The organism is Microbacterium sp. CnD16-F (assembly GCF_024124465.1).
Classification (GTDB): Bacteria; Actinomycetota; Actinomycetes; order Actinomycetales; family Microbacteriaceae; genus Microbacterium; species Microbacterium gawkjiense.
Genome location: NZ_JAMXSA010000087.1, coordinates 1 through 6,021 on the forward strand (window position 1 = coordinate 1; position 6,021 = coordinate 6,021).

Annotated in this window: 5 protein-coding genes; 2 read left to right on the forward strand and 3 right to left on the reverse strand. The window is 74.2% G+C overall.

The window, feature by feature from the left end; genetic code table 11:
- On the forward strand, positions 1-742 hold a 742-nt coding region (locus NH287_RS14520), incomplete at its 5' end, for an alpha/beta family hydrolase (protein ID WP_308210418.1).
- Here NH287_RS14520 and NH287_RS14525 read toward each other — a convergent pair.
- The 3 genes from NH287_RS14525 to NH287_RS14535 are packed head-to-tail and all read right to left on the reverse strand — an operon-like array spanning position 724 to position 4,973.
- Positions 724-2,499: a gamma-glutamyltransferase family protein gene (locus NH287_RS14525; protein ID WP_253036182.1), complete on the reverse strand. Its 1,776-nt coding sequence runs from the start codon at positions 2,497-2,499 to the stop codon at positions 724-726. The two genes, NH287_RS14520 and NH287_RS14525, sit on opposite strands and share 19 nt — an antisense overlap.
- A gap of 10 nt (positions 2,500-2,509) precedes the next feature.
- Entirely contained in the window at positions 2,510-3,928 is a 1,419-nt protein-coding gene (locus NH287_RS14530) for an aminopeptidase P family protein (protein WP_253036183.1), read from the reverse strand.
- A gap of 31 nt (positions 3,929-3,959) precedes the next feature.
- Positions 3,960-4,973, reverse strand: coding sequence for an endonuclease/exonuclease/phosphatase family protein (locus NH287_RS14535; RefSeq protein ID WP_253036184.1), 1,014 nt, complete (start codon positions 4,971-4,973; stop codon positions 3,960-3,962).
- A gap of 56 nt (positions 4,974-5,029) precedes the next feature.
- On the opposite strand from NH287_RS14535, the gene NH287_RS14540 reads away from it, so the two are divergent.
- Positions 5,030-5,905: a PHP domain-containing protein gene (locus NH287_RS14540; protein WP_253036185.1), complete on the forward strand. Its 876-nt coding sequence runs from the start codon at positions 5,030-5,032 to the stop codon at positions 5,903-5,905.
- Positions 5,906-6,021: the final 116 nt, after the last annotated feature.

The window sequence follows — 6,021 nt, forward strand, 5'->3', positions numbered from 1 at the left end:
TGACGCCGCCGCCGACCGCGCCGCAGCAGGGCGGCGCACCGGCGCAGCCTCCCGCTCCCGACGCGCCGCGATGATCCCGGTCACCCTGCCCGCGGGCGGGGTCGAACTGGCCGCGACGATAGAAACCGCCCCGGATCCGGCGGGGATCGTCGCGCTCGCCCACGGCGCCGGTGCGGGGCACGAGCACCCCTTCCTCGCCGGCGCGGCAGCAGCCTGGTCCGCCGCCGGGTTCACGACAGTGCGGTTCGACTTCCCGTACCGCCAGGCAGGACGACGGATGCCGGGGCCCGCCGCGCACGCGATCGAGACGTGGGCCGCCGTCGAGGAGTTCTGTCGTCGCCTGACCCCCGGCATCCCGTTCGTGGCGGCGGGCAAGTCCTACGGCGGGCGGATGGCGTCGATGGCCGCGGCGGAGGGTCGGATCGCCCCCGACGCGCTCGTGTACCTCGGCTATCCGCTGCACCCGCCGGGGAAGCCCGAGAACGCCCGCACGGCGCACCTGCCGGCCGTCGCCGCGCCCCAGCTGTTCCTGTCGGGGACGAAGGACCCGTTCCTGCAGCCGCTCGCCGACCTGGAGGCGGCGGTCGCCGCGTGCCGGGACGCGGACATCCTCTGGTTCGAGGGTGCCCGGCACTCGTTCGAGGTCGCCGGCCGCGCTCTGCCGGCGGACGAGGTGGGTGCGGCGACCGCGTCTGCCGCGCTCCCGTGGCTGCGCGAGCGGGTTCAGCGCCCCGCGGCGTAACCCTGCACACCGCGGGGGTTCGCCGCCGCCCACAGGATGCCGGTGGCCCGGTCGACCCCGACGGCCGAGAGCCGTCCGAGCGACCAGTCGCCCGCGCGCGTGACCCGATGGCCCCGGTCGGCGAGGCCGCCGAGGACCTCGTCGCCGAGACGGTCCTCCGCGACGACTCCCGTCGGATCCCACGTGCGCGGCCAGAACGAGTCGACCATGCCCGTCGAGTGGAGGGTGGGGGCGTCGATCGCCTGCTGCGCGGTGTACCCGCCGACGAACATGCGCAGGAGCATCGGCAGCTGCCACTGGTCCTGCTGGTCACCGCCGGGCGTCCCCATCGCGATGCGGGTGTCGCCGTCGTGCACGAGGGTCGGCGACAGCGTCGTGCGCGGCCGCGTGCCGGGCCGGAGCGCCGCGGGCGAGTCCTCGTCGAGCCACGTCATCTGCAGGCGTGTCCCGAGGCAGAAGCCGAGCGAGGGGATGACGGGGGACGACTGCAGCCACCCGCCCGACGGCGTGACGGCGACGACGTTGCCCCAGCGGTCCGCGACGTCGATGTGGCAGGTGTCCCCGCGGGTCGCTCCCGAACGGGCGACGGTCGGTTCGCCCGTGCCCGCGGCGGCGGCGCCGTCGCGTCGGAGCGGCGGGCGCCACGGGTCCCGAGCCGCCAGGCGCGCGGGGCGCCACTGCGACGAGGCCCGATCACCGAGGTCGGCCCGACGATCGGTGACGACGTCGTCCGCGAGGAGGGCCGCGGCATCCGCTCCGTCGCCGAGGTGGGCGTCGCGGTCGGCGAGGACGAGCTTGAGCGTCTCGACGACGGTGTGCGCGCCCGCCGTGGTCGCGGGATCGAGGCGGTCGTCGGGGAGCGGGTCGAGGATCCGGAGCGCCTCGAGGAGTGCGGGGCCCTGCGTCCACGCCCCCGCCTTGAACACCGTGCGACCGCGGAACGGGATGGAGAGGGGCTCCTCGTACCCCGCCGGCGGGTCGACGAGGTCCGCGCGGGTGAGCACCGCGGCGCGGTCGGTGCCGCTGGAGTGCCGGTGCGGGCGGGCGAGCTCGTCGCACGCGTCGCCGAGGATCCGGCGCCACTCGGTGCGTGCCGCGTCGATCGCCGCAATCCGGTCGTCGCCCGAGCCCGCCTCGACGAGGCGTCGGAGAACCGCGGCGTACGCCGGGTTGCGATGCAGGGCGCCGGCGGCGGCGGGGGCGCCGCCGGGCATCCACAGGTCGGCGGAGGCCGGCCAGTGCTCCCGGAACAGGTCGGCGACCCGACCGATGGTCGCCGACACCGCGGGGAGAAGCGGATGGCCGTCCTCGGCGTACCCGATCGCGAACGACAGGACGTCGGCCAGCGGCCACGTGCCGTGGTCCCGGAGCAGCAGCAGCCACGCGTCGACGGCGGCGGGCACGGCCGCGGCGAGTCCGCCCGCGCCCGGCACGAGGTCGAGGCCCTCGGCGCGGAAGTGCGCGATCGTCGCGCCGGCGGGCGCCGCGCCCTGGCCCATGAGGACCGTGGGGGTCGCGGCATCCGCCGGTTGGAAGAGACCGACGAGGTCGCCGCCGGGACCGTTCAGGTGCGGCTCCACGATGTGCAGCACGAACCCGCCTGCGCACGCGGCGTCGAACGCGTTCCCGCCGCGCTCGAGCACCGCCATGGTCGTCGCCGTCGCCGTGGCGTGCGTCGACGCGGCCATGCCGAACGTCCCTGTCAGCTGCGGGCGGGTCGTGAACGACGGCGGCGGGGTGTACCCGACGGCGGACATAGACGCGTCCTCAGGAGCGGGCGCGGGCGATCCAGGCCTCGATCTCGTCCGCGGTGCGCGGGATGTCCGCCGACAGGTTCACCGGGCCGTTCTCGGTCATGAGGATGTCGTCCTCGATCCGCACCCCGATGCCCCGGTACTCCTCGGGGACCGTGAGGTCGTCGATCTGGAAGTAGAGCCCGGGCTCGATCGTGAAGACCATGCCGGGCTCGAGCTCGCCGTCGTAGTACATCTCCCGCCGCGCCTGCGCGCAGTCGTGCACATCGATGCCCAGGTGGTGGCTCGTGCCATGCACCATGTACCGGCGGTGCTGCCCGCCCTTGTCGGCGTGGAGCGCCTCCTCGGCGGTCACGGGGAGCAGGCCCCACTCGGCCGTGCGAGCGGCGATGACGGCCATCGCCGCCTCGTGGACGGCGCGGAACTTCACCCCGGGGCGTGCCGCGGCGAAGGCCGCATCCGCCGCCTCGAGGACGGCGTCGTAGATCCGCCGCTGCACGGCGGAGAACGTCCCCGAGACCGGCAGGGTGCGGGTGATGTCGGCCGTGTAGAGGCTGTCGACCTCGACGCCCGCGTCGATCAGCACGAGGTCGCCGGGGACGACCGCGCCGTCGTTGCGGGTCCAGTGCAGGTAGCAGGCGTGCGGACCCGAAGCGGCGATCGTGTCGTACCCCTCGCCGTTGCCGTCGGTGCGCGCGCGCAGGTGGAAGACGCCCTCGATGGCACGCTCGCCGCGGGGCGTGTCGATGATGCGGGGGAGCTCGGCGACGATGTCGTCGAACCCCCGGCCGGTCGCCTCGACCGCGAGGCGCATCTGGGCGATCTCGTACGGGTCCTTCACGAGGCGCAGCTCGGACACGAACCGGGTGAGCTCGTCGTCGACCTCGACCGTGCGGTCCTCCGCCGTGCTGTGGAAGGCATCGATGTGCGCTGTGGGGATGCCGAGGTCCGCCGCGACCGCGTCGAGCGCGGGGCGCGGGCCGATCCAGAACTCGCCGATCGCGGCGTCGGCGTAGAACTCGGTCGTCGTCCGATCGGCGCGCTCGCGCAGGTACAGCGTGAGGTCGTGGCCGTCGTCGGTCGGTTCGAACACGAGCACCGAGTCGGGGACGGCGTCGGCGCCCCACCCCGTCAGGTGCGAGAAAGCGGAGTGCGCGCGGAAGGGGTAGTCGGTGTCGTTCGAGCGCTGCTTGTACGAGCCTGCGGGGACGACCAGGCGCGAGCCCGGGAACGCGGCGGAGACCGCCGCGCGGCGCGCTGCGGCGTACGGTGCCTCGGCGCGCTGCTCGGGCAGCGACGCGGGACGCTCGGCCCAGCCCGTCGAGATGGAGTCGAGGAAGCCGGCGGGAAAGGGCTGCTTGCGATTGGTGGTCGCTGCGGCCGCGGTCTCGGTGGTCTCCGGTGCGATGGTGTCGCGATCGTCGGTGGTCATCCTCCCAGTCTCCCACCGACCGCGCGGGACGTCAGCCCGCCCGCTCCACCTGCACGATGACCGGACGGTGATCGCCGCCCGAACCGTCGAGCGAGGTGACGACCACCGACCCGGTCGGCCGCCAGGCATCCGTCGTCATGACGTGGTCGATCGGCGCGCCGACCAGCGCCGGCCACGCGGTGTCCCACGTCCCCACGGCGCCGTTGCCCGTCGCCGTCGCCGCGTCGCGGCAGCGGCCCATCGTGCCGCCGTCGGTCCCGAGCCGGCTCATGTGGTCGACCGTCGCGTTGAAGTCGCCGGCCATGATGACGTCGTCGCTGGCGCACTGGTCGGCGAGCCAGCGCAGGTCGCTGCGCCAGTGGTCCATGTCGCCCTGGCGAGGGGCGACGGCGTGGACGGCGACGACGATCGGACCGTCGCCGTCGACGGGCATCGCGACGACGCTGGGGACGACCGAGGTGTTGGTGGTGCCGGATGCGTCGGACTCGACGACGGCGTAGTCGCCGAGGTCGGGGGAGATGAGCAGGGTCGTGTAGGTCGCGTCCCACCCCTGGTAGTTCTCCTCGTGCACCCACATGGGGTTGCCGCGCTCGCGCATCGCGATCGCGATCGCCTCGCCGGTGTCGTCGTTCGTCTCGGGGAGTGCGACGATGTCGACGTCCATCGCGATGGCGGTCGTGACGATCGCATCGACGTCGGTGGCGGGACCCGCGGTGTTCCACGTCATGACGCGGATGCTGTCCGCCGTCTTCTCGGGCAGGCCCGTCGTCCCGACGCCGCGGACGACGAGGATGCCGACGTTCGCCCCGCTCGCGAGGAGGCCGATCATCGCGAGTCCGGCGCCGAATCCGCGGGTGCGGCGCCCGAGGCAGATCAGCAGGCCGACGAGCGCGAGAACCGCGAAGCCGACGGCGAGCACCGGGCGCAGCGACACGAGCTGTGCGATCGGGAAGGTCTGCTCGAGGCGGAAGAACTGCGGCCAGGTCAGGACGGCGGCGACGATGGCGGTGGCGATCGTGAAGAGGATCCCCGTCAGTCGCAGCACACCACGAGATTAGGCGGGGAGGCTGGGGAGTTTCTGCGCGCGGTACGCTCGTGTCCATGTCCGCAGGGTCCTCCGCTCCGTCCGGCCCGTTCGGACCCGGCGACCTGCACCTGCACTCGGATCACTCCGACGGCACCGAGCCGCCCGCGGCGGTCATGGCCGCGGCGCACCGCCACGGGATCCGGACCGCCGCGCTGACGGATCACGACACGACATCGGGATGGGCGGAGGCTGCCGACGCGGCCGTGTCGCTCGGCATGTCGTTCCTGCCGGGCATGGAGCTCTCGGCGCGGCATGAATGGCGGAGCGTGCACGTCCTGGCCTACCTCGTCGACCCGGACGATGCGGGCCTGCGCGCACTGACCGACCGCATCCGGCGTTCGCGGCGCTCCCGTGCGCGCACGATGGCCGAACGGATCGGCCGCGACTACGACCTCACGTGGGAGGACATCGAGGCGCAGACCGCCGAGGGGGCGACGGTGGGCAGGCCCCACATCGCCGACGCCCTGGTGGCCCGCGGCCACGTCCGCGACCGCGGCGAGGCGTTCAGCGGCATCCTGTCCCCTCGGAGCGACTACTACGTCGCCCTGTACGCGCCCGACCCGGTCGCGGCGGTGGCGGCCGTCGCCGGCGCCGGGGGAGTGCCGGTGATCGCGCACCCGGCGGGCCGCGCCGGCCGCCTGCCCGACCGGGTCGTGCGGGACATGCTCGACGCGGGCCTCGCGGGCTTCGAGCTCGGCCATCGCGAGAACGTCGAACCCGCGCTCGGGGAACTCCGGCGCCTCGTCGCCGCGCACGACCTCATCGCGACCGGCTCGAGCGACTACCACGGCCGGGGGAAGCCGAACGTGCCGGGGGAGAACACGACGTCCGAGGACGCGATCGCGAGGATCGTCGCCCTCGGGTCGGGCAGCTCGCTCGTCACGCCGTAGCGCGACGAGCGGAATCAGGCCCCCGCGACGGGCGCGCCGGCGCCCGATCCGCCCCGACGGCGGCGCCGCCGGCGCGCCGGTGCGGGCTTGCCGTCGTGGTGCTCCTTGCCGGCGCC

Excerpts from the sequence above, each read along its gene's own strand:
- NH287_RS14530 (WP_253036183.1), bottom strand. The coding sequence starts at position 3,928 with ATGACCACCGACGATCGCGACACCATCGCACCGGAGACCACCGAGACC.
- NH287_RS14540 (WP_253036185.1), top strand. The coding sequence starts at position 5,030 with ATGTCCGCAGGGTCCTCCGCTCCGTCCGGCCCGTTCGGACCCGGCGAC.
- NH287_RS14525 (WP_253036182.1), bottom strand. The coding sequence starts at position 2,499 with ATGTCCGCCGTCGGGTACACCCCGCCGCCGTCGTTCACGACCCGCCCG.